Source organism: Sanguibacter suaedae, from assembly GCF_016342785.1.
GTDB lineage: Bacteria > Actinomycetota > Actinomycetes > Actinomycetales > Cellulomonadaceae > Sanguibacter > Sanguibacter suaedae.
The window spans coordinates 1-14,540 of record NZ_JAEINH010000012.1 but is presented as its reverse complement, the minus strand read 5'-3'; the positions used below and the strand labels follow the sequence as shown (position 1 = coordinate 14,540).

Annotated in this window: 12 protein-coding genes; 6 read left to right on the top strand and 6 right to left on the bottom strand. The window is 72.5% G+C overall.

Annotated features, from left to right (window positions below):
- Positions 1-11: 11 nt before the first annotated feature.
- The 4 genes from JAV76_RS12860 to JAV76_RS12845 all read right to left on the bottom strand — a co-directional run bounded on the left by JAV76_RS12860 (position 12) and on the right by JAV76_RS12845 (position 1,874).
- On the bottom strand, positions 12-239 hold the full coding sequence (locus JAV76_RS12860; protein WP_198734475.1) for a hypothetical protein: 228 nt from the start codon (positions 237-239) through the stop codon (positions 12-14).
- Between the two features lie 100 nt (positions 240-339).
- On the bottom strand, positions 340-762 hold the full coding sequence (locus JAV76_RS12855; RefSeq protein WP_198734474.1) for an organic hydroperoxide resistance protein: 423 nt from the start codon (positions 760-762) through the stop codon (positions 340-342).
- Positions 740-1,237, bottom strand: coding sequence for a MarR family winged helix-turn-helix transcriptional regulator (locus JAV76_RS12850; protein ID WP_198734473.1), 498 nt, complete (start codon positions 1,235-1,237; stop codon positions 740-742). The genes JAV76_RS12855 and JAV76_RS12850 overlap by 23 nt, the downstream gene beginning before the upstream one ends.
- Positions 1,238-1,286: 49 nt before the next feature.
- Complete coding sequence (locus tag JAV76_RS12845) at positions 1,287-1,874, bottom strand: hypothetical protein (RefSeq protein WP_230402283.1); 588 nt, start codon at positions 1,872-1,874, stop codon at positions 1,287-1,289.
- Positions 1,875-2,030: 156 nt separating this feature from the next.
- Between JAV76_RS12845 and JAV76_RS12840 the strand changes: the two genes are divergently transcribed.
- The 3 genes from JAV76_RS12840 to JAV76_RS12830 all read left to right on the top strand — a co-directional run bounded on the left by JAV76_RS12840 (position 2,031) and on the right by JAV76_RS12830 (position 4,604).
- Entirely contained in the window at positions 2,031-2,639 is a 609-nt protein-coding gene (locus tag JAV76_RS12840; protein ID WP_198734471.1) for a TetR/AcrR family transcriptional regulator, read from the top strand.
- A 22-nt stretch (positions 2,640-2,661) separates the two neighbouring features.
- Entirely contained in the window at positions 2,662-3,201 is a 540-nt protein-coding gene (locus tag JAV76_RS12835) for a GNAT family N-acetyltransferase (RefSeq protein WP_198734470.1), read from the top strand.
- 92 nt (positions 3,202-3,293) lie between these two features.
- Positions 3,294-4,604 carry a GNAT family N-acetyltransferase gene (locus JAV76_RS12830; RefSeq protein WP_198734469.1) on the top strand — a complete coding sequence of 437 codons (1,311 nt, stop codon included), beginning with the start codon at positions 3,294-3,296 and terminating at the stop codon, positions 4,602-4,604.
- A gap of 4 nt (positions 4,605-4,608) precedes the next feature.
- On the opposite strand, the gene JAV76_RS12825 is transcribed toward JAV76_RS12830, so the two are convergent.
- Positions 4,609-5,505 carry a sugar phosphate isomerase/epimerase family protein gene (locus JAV76_RS12825; protein ID WP_198734468.1) on the bottom strand — a complete coding sequence of 299 codons (897 nt, stop codon included), beginning with the start codon at positions 5,503-5,505 and terminating at the stop codon, positions 4,609-4,611.
- 140 nt (positions 5,506-5,645) lie between these two features.
- Positions 5,646-9,947: an Ig-like domain-containing protein gene (locus JAV76_RS12820; protein ID WP_198734467.1), complete on the bottom strand. Its 4,302-nt coding sequence runs from the start codon at positions 9,945-9,947 to the stop codon at positions 5,646-5,648.
- A gap of 244 nt (positions 9,948-10,191) precedes the next feature.
- Here JAV76_RS12820 and JAV76_RS12815 point away from each other — a divergent pair, with 244 nt between their 5' ends.
- The 3 genes from JAV76_RS12815 to JAV76_RS12805 all read left to right on the top strand — a co-directional run bounded on the left by JAV76_RS12815 (position 10,192) and on the right by JAV76_RS12805 (position 14,427).
- Complete coding sequence (locus tag JAV76_RS12815; protein WP_198734466.1) at positions 10,192-10,986, top strand: 3-ketoacyl-ACP reductase; 795 nt, start codon at positions 10,192-10,194, stop codon at positions 10,984-10,986.
- 67 nt (positions 10,987-11,053) lie between these two features.
- Complete coding sequence (locus JAV76_RS12810; RefSeq protein WP_198734465.1) at positions 11,054-13,264, top strand: FAD-binding protein; 2,211 nt, start codon at positions 11,054-11,056, stop codon at positions 13,262-13,264.
- A gap of 131 nt (positions 13,265-13,395) precedes the next feature.
- Complete coding sequence (locus JAV76_RS12805; protein ID WP_198734464.1) at positions 13,396-14,427, top strand: aldo/keto reductase; 1,032 nt, start codon at positions 13,396-13,398, stop codon at positions 14,425-14,427.
- Positions 14,428-14,540 lie beyond the last annotated feature (113 nt).

Here is a 14,540-nt window from a genome sequence, read left to right as displayed (position 1 = left end):
GACGAGGACGGTCACCGGCGGGCGGCTCGTGCCGCCCGCCGGGTCCGTGCCCGGGCGCGGCGTCCGGAGCGCGTGCGCCTGCGACGCCGGGGTTCCGGGACGAACGCCGCGGCGAGACCCACCAGGATGAGGCCCAGGGGCGGGACCCACGACCAGCCCTCGAAGGCCCCGCCGGCGATGCCGGTCACGAGGATCGCGACGAGCGCGACCGGCCAGACGGACGGCAGGCGCAGGCGCATCGACGCGTTCTCCCAGGTGGTGACGGCATTTTCACCCGCACCGTACCCGCGGCCACCGACACGCCCGCCCGCCCCGCGCTCGCGGGGCCTCGCTCAGGGGTCAGTCCTCGACGACCTCGAGGGTGACCTCGATGTTGCCGCGCGTCGCGTTCGAGTACGGGCAGATCTGGTGCGCCGCCTCGGCGAGCTCACGGGCCTGCTCGGCCGGGACGTCGGGGATGACGATCTCCAGCGTCACGGCCAGGCCGAACGCGCCGTCGCCCATGGAGCCGATGCTCACCTGCGCCCCGACGCTCGACCCGTCGATCTTCACCTTCGCGGTGCGCGCGGCGCTCTGGAGCGCCGAGTGGAAGCACGCGGCGTAGCCGGCCGCGAACAGCTGCTCCGGGTTGGCGCCCGCACCCGAGCCGCCCATCGCCTGCGGGACCGCGAGGTCCAGGTCGATGCGGGAGTCCGGGGTCACGACGTGGCCGTTGCGGCCGCCGCCGGTGGCGAGGGCCTCAGCGGTGTACAGGGCGTCCATGGTGTTCTCCTTCTGTCGGGGCGTCGGCGACGCCTGAGAGGTTGTTGCAGAGCTTGCCGAGGAGGTGGGCGAGGGTCGCCGTCTCCTCGAGGTCGAGCCCACCCCGTCGGGCGAGGCCCTCGGGGATCCCGAGGGCGCGCTCCCGGAGGGTCGCGCCCTCCGGTGTGAGCGCGACGCGCACGACACGCTCGTCGTCGGTGTCCCGCGTGCGGGCCACCCACCCCGCCTGCTCCATGCGGCGCAGGAGCGGCGAGAGCGTCCCCGACTCCAGGGAGAGGCGCGCCCCGATGTGCGAGACGCGCACCCCGTCGTCCTCCCACAGCACGAGGAGGACGAGGTACTGGGGGTACGTGAGGCCCAGGTCGGTCAGGAGGTCCCGGTACGCGCCGAGGACGGCGCGCTCGCCGCGGTAGAGCTGGAAGCAGACCTGCTGGTCGAGCTGCAGGACGGACGGTGAGGGTGCTGCGGACTCCATGACTCGACAGTAGGACGCGATCAAGTTGTGCACAACCCTTTGGGTGTCGTCAGCTGGCGAGGTCGTCGATCCACGTGGAGCGCAGGCGCAGGGCGCGCTCCACGCTGCCGAGGACGGCCAGGATCCCGAGCGTGATCTCGAGCCACAGCGGGAGGTCCACGGGCGACTCGAAGGTGCCGACGGATTCGGCGATCGGGGGGATCTGCGAGATGGGCTCGATGATCGGGGGGAGCGCGAGGCAGAGCCCGACGAGCACGAGGGCCAGGGAGACGGCCCCGACCGTGCGGCTGAGGGTCGGGTGTGCGCGGTCGAGGTGCGCCCGTCGGCCTTCTGCCGACCGGGGGTGCGGTGTCAGCGGGGTGGACGTCCTGTCGTCACCGACGTGGTGGCACCGCTTCATGCCGAAGGACCCGACGGCGACCTCGATCTCCCCGCCCGGGACGGGGAAGCGGGCGGGGACGCGCGAGACGAGCTCCAGCGCGCCGTCGACGTAGAGACGGGCTCGGACCTCGCCGTCGTCGCGGTCGCCCCACGGGCGGACGTCGACGCAGTGGTTCCGGGCGCGGCCGTCCGGTCCTCGGAGGTCGATCGCGAACACCGACCTCGAGAAGATCTGCCACCACCGGAACCGAGGCATCGGGCGCCCGTCCCCGGACCTGAGGCGCCTCGCCTGACGCCACCGGCTCCAGCGTGTCTCCATCGGTCTTCCCCTCTACACTCGTCTAGTACAGCGTGCTAGTACCATGAAGAACGCTAGCACGGTGTATCAGTAGGATGGGGTGAGGAGGTACGGATGACGACGCACGAGCACAGCACCCGGGACAAGATCCTCATCGCGGCAGCCACCATGCTGGGAGAGGACCCCACGGCACGGCTGTCGGTGCGCGCCGTCGCGGCCCGGGCCGGGGTGAGCACGGGGTCGCTGCGGCACTTCTTCCCCACCCAGCGAGAGCTCGTCGACACCGTGGTCGCCGGTCTCTACGACATCGAGATCCCGGGCGACCCCATCCACGACCTCGACACGCCACCGGCGGAACGGCTCATCAGGTGCCTCCGGCAGCTCCTCGCCGCGATCGGGACGGGCGACAAGGCGCGAGAGACGTGGCGGTCGACCTTCCAGGCCTACGTGGCGACCCCACCGACCGCAGACGCGACGACCACGTACCTCGCCCTCGAACGCCTCGCGGTGCGACGCATCGAACGATGGCTGACGGTCCTCCGGGACGAGGGCGCCGTCCCCGCCGGGGACGACGAGCGCCGCGCCCGATTCCTCGTCACGGTCGTCAACGGCCTGGCGGTCGAACGCGCCCTGCCCGCCGACAGCACGCGGCTCGCCCACGAGGAGGACACCCTGCGGCTCGCCGTCCTCGGCATCCTCCACGACGGCGAGAGCGCCGCATGACCCGGTGCCGGACGGCTGCCTGGTGACCGCGGTCCTCCGCCCCTGGCGCCCGCAGGACGCGTGTGCCCTCCGCTTCGCCGTCGCTTCCGCGCCGGACCTCGCCGCCCAGGTCGGCGGTGCCGACCTCTCGACCGACGCGCTCGCTGCCACGTACATCGAGCACTACCTGCGCTCCGACTCCGGCCTGCGGTCGTGGGCCGTCGTCGTGGACGACCAGGCCGTGGGGAACGTGAGTCTCTCCGCGATCGAGCGGCGCCACGGCACCGCGTGGGTCTCCTACTGGCTCGCAGAGCCCGCGCGCGGACGCGGGCTCGCCGCGCGGGCGCTCGCCGCAGTCGCACCGTGGGCCTTCGAGGACGGTCTCTTCCGGCTCGAGCTCGGGCACCGGACCAACAACCCCGCCTCCTGCGCGGTCGCCACCCGGGCAGGGTTCCCGGCCGAGGGTGTCGAGCGCCAGAAGCTGCGATACGACGACACCCGGTTCGACGTCGAGACCCATGCCCGGCTCGCGACGGACCCGTCCCCTGCGGTCGAGCCGCTTCCGTTCGTCATCGCACGGTGACGTCGGCCGTCCACGCCCCGTGGTAGCCGTCCTGCACCTCACCGGCACCGGCGCGCCACCCCCACCTGCGGCCCTTCCCCTAGGGTTGACGGATGCCCTCCTTCGACCATGACTACGAGCTCCGCCGTTTCGCCCCCGAGATCGTCGACGGTGCCGCGACGCCCGCGACCGCCGGCTGGGTCGCCGCCGAACGCCTCGCCTTCCACGAGACGCACCACGACGACCCCGAGACCGTCGCCGCCGAGGCACGCCGCATGATCACCGACGACCGTGAGCTCACCGGCGTGTACGCCCGCGAGACCCGCCCCGGGACGCTCGGTGCCGACCAGCCCGTCGGGACCTTCGTGTCGTTCACCAAGACCCTCAACGTCGGCGGTGGCCGCCTGGTCGACGCGCACCTCATCTCGGACGTCACCGTGCGCCCCACGCACCGCCGCCGCGGCATCCTGCGCCGTATGATGACGGGCGACCTCCACCGTGCGGCCGAGCGCGGTGCGGCCGTCGCCGCCCTCACCGCGACGGAGGCCACCATCTACCGCCGCTTCGGGTTCGGTCCCGCCACCCGCCAGCGCACCATCAGCATGAGCAAGCGCGAACCCCTCAAGCTCCTCACCTCCTCCCGCGGGACCGTGGAGCTCGCCGACCCCACCACGCTCGGTCCTGTCGCCGAGGCCGTGTTCGACGCGTTCCACGCGAGGACCACAGGGTCCGTCGACCGCCACGCAGGCCACTGGTCACGCATGCTCGCCGGCGTCGACTACGGCACCAAGCCCGACCCCAACCTCCGCGCCGCCCTCCACTTCTCACCGGAGGGCACACCCGACGGGTACGTCACGTACCGCAGCGCCGAGCGCGGCGACGACGTGGTCCTCACCGTCGTGGACCTCGTCACCGCGTCCGACGACGCCTACCTGGGCCTCTGGGAGCTCCTCGCGTCCATCGACCTCGTCACCGAGATCACCTGGAAGGCCGCGCCCATCGACGACGTCCTCGTCCACGCGCTCGCCGACAACCGGCACCTCACCGTCGCCCGCGAGCAGGACCACGTGTGGTTGCGGATCCTCGATCCCGTCGCCGCGCTCGAGGCGCGCCCCTACGCGGCTGACGCCACGGTCACCCTGCGCGTCCACGACCGGCTGGGCCTCGCGGACGGCACCTTCCGGCTCACCGCGTCGGGGGGCGACGGCACGGTGGAGCGCCTGGTCGGCCCGGACGGCGACCCTGCGCAGGGTGCGGACGTCGAGCTCGACGTGTCCGTCCTCGCGTCGTGCTACCTCGGCGGCTCCGACGTCGTGACCCTCGCCGCCGCCGGTCTGCTCCACGAGCACGCGCCGGGCGCCGTGCAGCGGCTGCGGACGCTTCTCACCCCGGAGCGCTCCGTGTACGGGGTGACGAGCTTCTAGCCCGTCACAGGTGGGGCAGGACGAGCTCCGCGTAGCGATCGGCGACGGTCGCGACGACGGAGTCACCGTCGGTGTCCCAGATCTCCTGGTTGAAGATCTCGACCTCCACGTCCCCGGTGTACCCGGCGGCTGTCACCCACCGCGTGATGGTGCGGAAGTCGACGTAGCCGTCACCCATGTAGCCGCGGGACAGGAGAGGGTCGGCGGCGAGGGGCAGGATCCAGTCGCACACCTGGTACGACGCGATCCGGCCCTCCGCCCCGGCCCGGGCGACCTGCGCCTGGAGGTCCGGGTCCCACCACACGTGGTACGTGTCGACGACCACGCCCACGACGTGGGCCGGGTGCGGGGCCGCCAGGTCGAGGCCCTGGCCCAGGGTGGAGATCACCGCGCGGTCGGCGGCGAAGATCGGGTGCAGCGGCTCGAGCACGATGCGCACGCCGTGCTCCGCCGCGAAGGGCGCGAGGTCCCCTATGCGGTCGGCGACCCGCTGCCGCGTCGCGACGACGTCACGCTCCGCATCGCGCTCGGCGGAGGTCTCGGGAGTCCGGGCCGGTCCGCCGGGGACGGTCGCGGCGGGGAGCCCGCCGACGACGAACACGAGCTCGCTCGTCCCGACCGTCGCCGCCTCGACGATGGCCGCCTTGTTGTCGTCGAGCGCGGACGCGATTCCCGCCTCGTCGGACGCGGTGAGGAACCCGCCGCGACACAGCGACGACACGCGCAGCCCGGCGTCGGCGACGACCTTCGCGGCCTTCTCGGCGCCGGTCTCCTGGACGCGGTCCCGCCACAGGCCGACCGCGCCGTACCCCGCGCGTGCGGCTGCGTCGACCGCGTCCGGGAGCGTGAGGAGCTTGGTGGTCGCCGTGTTGAGCGAGAGGCGGGACAGGTCGTGCGGCATGGGGTTCTCCGTCCGGGAGCGGGCCCGGGGCGACGATGCGCCACCACCCCGGTGCGGAAGGCGCTTTCCGCGCAGCCTAGGACGGTGCGCCTGCCGAGTCAACGGCACGGCACGCGTGCGCATGCCGTGCCGTCGACCCGTCAGGACGCTCGGCTCCGCCCCGTGACCCGGACCAGCGCGGCACCAGCCCCGAGAAGGAGCACTGCGGTCGCGGCCAGACCCACCACCTGGGCGCCGGTGCGCGCGAGCGGCTCGCCGGAGCGGACGTCCGGCGACGCGGGCGCGGAGACGACTTCCACGGTCACGGTGCCGGTCAGCGTCCCGCCCTGGCCGTCGTCCACCGTGTACGTGAAGCTCACGGTCCCGGTGTACCCGGGCGCGGGGGAGTAGACGAGCACGTCGTCGACGATCCGGACGGTGCCCGAGGCGGGCTGCGCCACCTGCACCAGCCGGAGCGTCCCCCCATCAGGGTCGGAGATCCCCGCCAGGACGTCGATGACGACCGTCGACCCGTTCGTGGTCGTCGCCCGGGTCGTCCGCGCGCCCGGGGCGAGCACCGGGGCGGCGTTGCCGACGGTGACGGTCACCGTCGCCGTGTGCTCGTCCGTGCCGTCGGTCACCGTGTACCGGAAGGTCACCTCGCCCGAGAACCCGGCCGGAGGTGAGTACGTCGCCACACCCCCGCTGAGGGTCACGGACCCGCGCGGCGTCCCGGCGGCGTCCGTCGGACGGGTCGCGCTGCCCCGCTTCACGGAGAGACGGTCGCCGGGGTTCGGGTCGGTGTCGTTGGCGAGGAGATCCACGTCGACCGGCTGCAGGTAGGCGGTCGACGCCGTGTCCGGTGCCGCGACGGGCACGGCGTTGCGCACCGTGACGAGCAACGTCGCGGTGGCGGACCCTCCGGCACCGTCCCCGACGGTGTAGAGGACGGTGACGACACCCTCGAAGCCCGCCGCCGGGGTGACGGTGAGCCGTCCGTCCGGCCGCACGACGACCCTGGCGCCCTCGTCGGCCGAGGTGGCGGTCACCCGGAGGCTCTGACCTGATCCGGGGATGTTCGCGTCGCTGTCGTTCGCCAGGACGTCGACGGTGGTCGCGGTACCCGAGGGGGTGGTGACCGCGTCGTCGACCGCGGAGGGGGCGGCGTTGACGACGACGACCGTCACCGTGCCGGTGGCTGTCCCGCCGTTGCCGTCGGAGACGTCGTAGGCGAAGGTGGCCGTCCCCGCCCAGCCCGTCGGCGGTGTGTAGCGGATCCGGCCGTCGACGAGCTCGACGGTCCCGCGGGGAGCGCCGTCGCGGTCCACCGGTGCGGTCAGGGAGCCAGGGACGACGACGAGGGTGTCGGCCGGGTTCGGGTCCGTGTCGTTCGCGAGGACGTCGACGACGACGGGTGTGCTGGTCTGGGTGGTCACGGGGCCGTCGGAGAGCGCGGACGGTGCGCCGTTGTCCACCGTTACGGTGAGGGTGCCGGTAGCGGTGCCTCCTGCGCCGTCCGTGAGGGTGTAGGTCACGGTGACGATCCCCCGGTACCCGGGTGCAGGGGTGACGGTGAGGGTGCCGGCGTCGCCGACGGTCACCGCGGCTCCGTGGTCGGCCGTCGCTCCCGAGACCGCGAGGGCCTGACCGGGGACGCCCGCCGTGACGTTCGCGTCGCTGTCGTTCGACAGGACGTCCACGTCGGTGGCCGGGGTGCCGGCCGCTGTCGAGACGGCGTCGGGACGTGCGACCGGCTGGGCGTTCGCGGTCGTCACGGTGACCGTCGCGGTCGCCTGCAGGCCACCGGCGTCGGAGACGGTGTACGTGAACGTGTCGTCGCCCGCCCAGCCCGGGTCGGGCGTGTAGACGACGGTGCCGTCGAGCTGTGCCGCGGCGGCGCCGTGGCTCGGGACGCTCGTGGCCGTCACCGTGAGCGGGTCGCCCTCGGGGTCGGAGTCGTTGTCCAGGACCGCGACCGACACCGGGGTGTCGCCAGGCGTGCTCCTCGCGTCGTCGACGGCCACGGGGGACCCGTTCACGGAGATCGTCACGGTCGCGTCGTCCGTGCCTCCGAAGCCGTCCGACACCCGATAGGTGAAGGAGTCGGGACCGCTGTAGCCGGGGTTCGGCCTGTACGTCCCCGTGCCGTCGGCCGCGAGCGTCAGCGTCCCGTGCGACGGGCCGGTCAGGACGGACACGGCGAGAGCGTCCTCGTCGAGGTCCGAGTCGTTGGCGCGGACGTCCACGGGGATGGCGACGCCGATGTTCCCGCTCACCGTGTCGTCGACGGCGACGGGTGCGTTGTTGGTCACGGTGACGGTGACCGTCGCGACGTCGGACGCGCCGCGGCTGTCCTCCACCGTGTAGGTGAACGTGTCCGTGCCGCGGAAGCCGGGCGCCGGGGTGTAGGTGGCGACGCCGTCGGTGACGGTGACGGTCCCGCCCTCGGCGCTCATGAGGTCTGCGCTCCGCACGGTGAGCGCGTCACCGTTGGGGTCGGAGTCGTTCGCGACGAGGTCGAGCACCGCGGGCGTGGCGCCGGGCACGGACGTCGAGTCGTCCACCGCGTCCGGCGCGGTGTTGACGACCTCGACCTGGACGGCCGCCGTGGCGCGGTTGCCCGCCGTGTCCTGGATCGTGTAGGTGAAGACGTCGCGCCCGGCGAAGTTCTCGCGCGGCGCGTACGTCACGGTGCCGTCAGGGCCGACGGACACGGTCCCGCCGGCAGCGTCGGTGACACCGACCACGGTGAGGAGGTCGCCGTCGGGGTCGGTGTCGTCGGCCAGCACGTCGAGGACGAGGGTCCGAGCGCCGGGTGCCGGTGCGAACGACACGAGGTGCGGGGTGGCCTCGGGAGGGGCGTTGCCCGCGATCGGGTCCGTGACGACGGGGCTGAGCACGGCGTTCGTCGCCGAGGCGGCGGAAGCGAACGTGGTCTGGCCCCGGTAGGTGAGCACGGCGGCGTTGATGAGCTCCTGGGCGTTCGTCGCGTCGGCGTCGACGGTCACGCGGAAGGTCACCACGTGCTGGGCCGCGCCGGTCGACATGGGGATCTCGCCGCCCCGCTCCGGGGTGGCGCCGTCGCCCAGGAAGACCTCGATGTGACCGTTGCCGTCGGCCACGAACCGGGTGGTGTCACCGTCGTGCGCGTCGGTCTGCGGTGTCGCGTCGAGCTCGATCGACCCGGGGACGTACGTGGTGCCGGTGGGGATCGCGTCGAAGAAGCGGCTCAGGGAGGACGTGTCCAGGCCGATGTTCTCCACCGGGACCCGGTACTCGAGGACGTCACCGGGCAGCACGGACCCGCCGTCGAGGTCGGTGACGGTCTTGGTGCCGAGGAGCTTGGGGTCGTACAGGTCCGTGGCGAAGGTGACGAGCGACGGCAGGTAGGCGTCGCCCGAGGTGCGCAGCTCGATCGCGGCGCTGGTCGCGTTGTTCCCCAGGACGGCGTCGGCGGAGAAGAGGTCGACGTCGATGCCGAGCTGGTTCGCGTAGGCGGGGTTGCGCGTCGTGACGGGCACGCCCCGGTCCGTGACGGTCGAGTTGAACGGGTTGTTGGCGGGGTTCCGCGTGTCGGAGATGGTGGTTCCGTTGAGGAGGAGGGCATCGCCCTGCAGGCCCATGTCCCCCTCGAAGGTCATGACGCCGAGGGTGGTGCGGACGGGTCCGCTGGGCGGGGTGAGGAAGCCGTCGACCGCGAACGTGGTCGGGACGGTGTCGCCCCCGGCGACCGAGCCGTAGCCGTTGAAGATCGTGAGGTTCCGTGCGGGGGCGCTCGGGTCGGCGACGGCGAGCACCAGCGACCACCCGGCGTACTGGTCGTTCCCACCGACGGCCGCCTGCACGTTCGCCACGGTGTACGTGGCGTCGCCCGCGTCCGCGACGATGTCGGTGATGTCGAGGTACGACGCGTAGTTGTTCCCCGTCGAGTCGACGCGGCTCGCCACGAGGTCGTGGACCTGGGAGCCCGTGCCGTTCTCGACGGTCATGCGTGCCTGCCCACGGAGAGCGGCGTCGGCGTTGGTCGTGCTCGTCGCGCCGAGCCGGCCGCCCCAGACGATCGCGGCGAAGAGGACCGCGCTGCCGGACGGGAGGTCCAGGTCGGCGGAGGACGAGTTGAAGGTGCCGGCGACCCCGTCGACGTCGACGTACCTGGACGTGAAGTTGTTGTTGCTGTTGGAGCCTGCCGGACCGTTGACGACGTTGCGCGACGTCGTGCAGTCGGCGCTGTCCACGCACGTCATGAGCGTGTTCCCCACGAGCATGACGTCGCCGTTGGTGTTCGCCGAGAACACGGGGTCGAACTGCCGTATCACCGCCGCGTCCGCCGGGGCGGCGAGGCCCACGGCCGTGAGCTGGAGGCCCAGGAGGGCCAGGACGAGAGCGACCGCGATCCGGCGGGCGGTGGGTGGGGTGGTGCGGGTGGCGGTCCGAGGACTGCGATCGTCGGTGATCGGGAGCATGGGGCGTCCAGGTGGGAGTGGGGGTAGCAGCGACTGCGCATCGGCTCGTCCGAGCCAAAAGTGAGGGTTCTGACGTCTCTCCATGATCCCGAGGGTCGGAGACCACCCGGGCGCGCCCGCCCGGACGGGACGGGCGCGGCCGCCAGGTCCCTTTGGAAAGCGTTTGCCCGAGGGGCGCCCACTCTGCGACGATGGGGGCCGACAGCGCGGTGCCGCCGCGCTCGAGCACGGAAGGACGGCACCGATGCCGCACGACGCACAGGTCGCACTCGTCACCGGGGGGAACCGTGGCATCGGCCTCGGGATCACCCGTCGTCTCCTTGCCGACGGCTACGCCGTCGCGATCCTCGCGACCCGCCCCGAACCCACCGAGCTCCTCGACGAGCTCCGTGCCGCCGGGCCCGACGGCCCGGCCGACGTCGTCTACGTCCAGGGGTCCGTCGCCGAGCTCGCCGACCATGAGCGCTACGTCGACACCGCGCTCGACCGGTGGGGGCGCATCGACCTCCTCGTGAACAACGCGGGCGTCGCCCCGTCGGTCCGGGCCGACCTCCTCGAGGCCGGGGACGAGAGCTTCGACCGCGTCCTCGGCATCAACCTCCGCGGCCCGTACTTCCTCACCCAGCGCGTCGCGAACGCCATGATCGCCACGCGCGGCGACGACGTGCCCGACGACCGGCCCGTCGGGACCATCGTCAACGTCTCCTCCATCTCCGCGACCACGGTGTCGACCAACCGGGGCGAGTACTGCGTCTCCAAGGCCGGGGTGTCCATGGCCACCAAGCTCTTCGCGGCGCGCCTCGCCCCCGAGGGCATCGTCGTCTACGAGGTGCGCCCCGGCGTCATCGCGACCGACATGACCGCGGGCGTCACCGAGAAGTACGACCGGCTCCTCGCCGACGGCCTCGCACCCAACCCCCGCTGGGGCCGTCCCTCCGACGTCGCCGGCGCCGTCGCCGTCCTCGCCTCGGGGAACACGCCCTACTCCACGGGCGAGGTCTTCCACGTCGACGGCGGCATGCACATCCCGCGCCTCTGACCGCGCACGCTCCAGCCCAGCACGCACCCGCCCCGTCGCACCCTCGACCTGCCCGCCAGGAGACCTCATGCCTGACACGCCCCCCACCGACACCCCCGCGGCCACCGAGGCTCCGGGCGCACCGACGGACCCGTCGGCACCCGCGACCACGCCCGTCGCCGGTGACCACTCGGTGAACGCCACCTACGACGTGGCGACCCTGCGGATCGCCGGGTACGACGTCCCCGTCGTGTCCGCGAACACCGTGGTCGTGGGCACCGGGTCCGCGGGCTTCTGCGCCGCCGACCGGTTGTGGGAGTTCGGCCAGCAGGACGTCGTCATGGTGGCGGACAAGGTGAACGCCGGGTCGTCCCGCAACGCGGGCTCGGACAAGCAGACCTACTACAAGATGACCCTGTCCGGCGGTGACGGGGACTCCGTGCGGGAGATGGCCGAGACCCTCTTCTCCGGCGGTGCCATGGACGGCGACAACGCCCTCTGCGAGGCTGCGCTGTCCGCCCGCGGGTTCCTCCGCCTGTGCGAGCTCGGGGTGCCGTTCCCGCAGAACCGCTTCGGGGAGTTCATCGGCTACAAGACGGACCACGACCCGCGCCGCCGCGCGACGTCCGTGGGCCCCTACACGTCGCGCAGCATGGTGGAGCAGCTCGAGAAGAAGGTGCACCGCAACGGCACCCGCATCTACGACCAGTGCCGCGTCGTCGAGGTCGTCACCCGCCCGGGCGACGACGGCGCCCGCGAGGTCGTCGGGCTGCTGTGCCTGCGCACCGACGTCGTGCACGACGGCACGCAGAGCCCCTACGTCCTCTTCCGGGCCCGCAACCTCGTGTACGCCACCGGCGGCCCCGCCGGGATGTACGCGACCTCCGTGTTCCCCAACGGCCAGTGGGGTGCCTCCGGCGCCGCATACCGGGCCGGTGTCCACGGCAAGAACCTCACCGAGTGGCAGTTCGGGCTCGCGTCGACCAAGCCGCGCTGGAACGTGTCCGGTACGTACATGCAGGTCATGCCGCGCTTCGTGTCGACCGCCGCGGACGGCAGCGACGAGCGCGAGTTCCTCAGCGACACCATCCCCGACTACGGGCGCCAGCTCTCCATGATCTTCCTCAAGGGCTACCAGTGGCCCTTCGACATCCGCAAGGCCCTCGACGGGTCGTCCCTCATCGACCTCCTCGTCTACCAGGAGACCGTGCTGCGCGGCCGCAAGGTGTACCTCGACTTCACGCGGAATCCCGTGCAGGACGAGCTCGACCCGTCGCGCATCTCGCCCGAGGCGTACGCGTACCTCGAGAAGGGCGGCGCCCTGTTCGGGACGCCGATCGAGCGCCTCAAGCACATGAACATGCCGTCCTACGAGCTCTACCTCGGCAAGAACCCGTACGTGGACCTCGAGAAGGACTGGCTCGAGGTCGACGTGTGCGCCCAGCACAACAACGGTGGCCTCGTCGTCGACGCCTGGTGGCAGTCCAACGTCACCGGGTTCTTCCCCGTCGGCGAGGCCGGGGGAGCGCACGGCATCTACCGCCCCGGCGGGTCGGCGCTGAACTCCGGGCAGGTCGGGGCGACGCGCGCCGCCCAGTACATCGCCGTCCAGCGCACCGAGGAGCCCGTCGCCCTCGACGCCTTCTCGGACGTCGCCGCGCCCCTCGTGGAGGCCGCCGCCGACCTCGTCGCCCGCGCGTCCGCACGCGTCGCGGCCGGCGTCGAGGACAACACGGGCGAGCTGCTCCGCGCGACGAGCGCCCTCATGAGCGAGAAGGCCGGTCCCGTCCGGTCGTCGCGGTCCATCGACGAGGCGCTCGCGCAGGTCACGGAGTGGCTCGCCACCTACGACGACCTCGTCGCCGCCGACGCGTCGAGCCGCCGGTCCGTGAACCGCACCTTCCTGGTGCGCGACATCCTCACCACCCAGTACGTGTACCTCTCCGCCATGGCCGACTACGTGGAGCACGGCGGCACCAGCCGCGGCTCCGTCCTCTACACCGACCCCGAGGGCCACCTGCCCCACGTCGGGTTCGGGGACGACGCCGACGCCGAGCTCGACCTGCCGGAGCTCTTCCGCTTCCGCCTCGACGGCGGGGCGCTCGACGGCGTCGTCCAGGAGGCCGCCTGGGCCGCCGGTGCGGCCGCCCTCCCCGAGGCTGCGGCCGGTGCGCCCGGCGTCCCGCCCGGCGCGGGGGAGTGCACCATCACCTGGCGCCCGGTGCGCCCCATCCCGGAGGACGACGACTTCTTCGAGAACGTGTGGCGCACCTACCGCGAGAACCGCAACGTGTACTGAGCCACCGAGGCGCTGCGCCCGGCAGGGCTCCCGGGTGCGGGTCGGAACGAGCGATCGCCGGCGGAGCCCTGTCCTGGCAGTGTGAAGGGGTGGTCGACGACGACCGCGTCCGACCACCACGAGGAGAACCCATGAGGTACCGCACCCTGGGCGCCAGCGGCGCTGTCGTGTCCACTCAGGCGCTCGGCACCATGACGTTCGGCGCCGAGGCCGACGAGGCCACCTCGGGCGAGATCATGACGGCCTTCGTCGAGAACGGCGGGACGTTCTTCGACACCGCCGACGTCTACAGCGCCGGGGGCTCCGAGGAGATCGTCGGACGCTGGTTCGCCGCGCACCCGACGGAGGCCGCTCAGGTGGTCGTCGCCACGAAGGGTCGGTTCCCCATGGGGGACGGCCCCAACGACCTCGGCCTCTCGCGGCGCCACCTGCGTACGGCGCTCGACGACTCGCTGCGCCGTCTCGGTGTCGAGCACATCGACCTCTACCAGGTGCACGCGTGGGACGCGACGACCCCGGTCGAGGAGACGCTCCGCTTCCTCGACGACGCCGTCACCGCCGGGAAGATCTCCTACTACGGGCTCTCGAACTACCTCGGCTGGCAGCTCACCAAGGCGGTCCACGTCGCGAAGGCTCACGGCTGGGCCGCGCCCGTCACCCTGCAGCCCCAGTACAACCTCCTCGTCCGCGACATCGAGCATGAGGTGGTCCCCGCATCCCTCGACGCCGGAATCGGGCTCCTGCCCTGGTCACCGCTGGCTGGCGGCTGGCTCAGCGGCAAGTACGAGCGGGACGTCCCGCCGAGCGGTGCCACGCGCCTGGGTGAGAACCCGAACCGCGGCATGGAGGCCTGGCAGGCCCGCAACGACGACGAGCGCACGTGGCGGGTCCTCGACGCGGTGCACGACGTGGCCCGCGCCCACGACGTCTCGGCGTCCCAGGTGTCGCTGGCGTGGCTCGCTGCGAGGCCCGGGGTGACGTCGGTGATCCTCGGAGCCCGCACGGTCGAGCAGCTCACGGACACGATGCAGGCGGCCGACCTCGAGCTCACCGGGGAGGAGATGCAGCGCCTCACCGACGCCAGCGCCCCGCGGGTCGACGACTACCCCTACGGCACGGCGGGGGTCCAGCAGCGCCACCGCAACCTCACGGGCGGCCGCTGACCACCCACCACCCGTCGTCCCGAGGTGCCCGGCCACCCGGGGACCACAGGGAGGTGCGCTGAAGCGCCAGGACGGGGCGTGCTCTCGAGGACGGGGCGTGCGCGCAGATGCAC